The sequence below is a fragment of the Paraburkholderia sp. NMBU_R16 genome, from assembly GCF_013282575.1.
GTDB lineage: Bacteria > Pseudomonadota > Gammaproteobacteria > Burkholderiales > Burkholderiaceae > Trinickia.
The window spans coordinates 1-253 of sequence record NZ_JAAAYE010000423.1; the positions used below are offsets into that span (position 1 = coordinate 1).

A 253-nucleotide genomic window follows, 5' to 3' on the forward strand; every position below is an offset into this window, starting at 1 on the left:
TCTGCCGTACCTTGATCGGTGTCTGCCGCTGGGCGTTGATCGCTTCGAGCGCGGCCAGATTGGCCCCGCTCTTATCGACGGTAATCGTTTCGGGCTCGCCGTTCTGGTCGATCGCCTTCTCGAAGTATGGGGGTGACCCGTTTCCGAGGACGGTTAAGCAGTTGAATTTCGACCGGGCTGATGTCCTCCAGGTTGAGTGGTTGTGCGAGTTGTCCACGGTCGGTCGGCGGGTCGCCTATCACGACCACGACGC

The 253-nt window shown here is 60.9% G+C and carries 1 pseudogene; it reads right to left on the minus strand.

The window, feature by feature from the left end:
• Positions 1 to 127, minus strand: a pseudogene (locus GWC77_RS28710) (IS6 family transposase); the annotation flags it as partial.
• Positions 128 to 253: the final 126 nt, after the last annotated feature.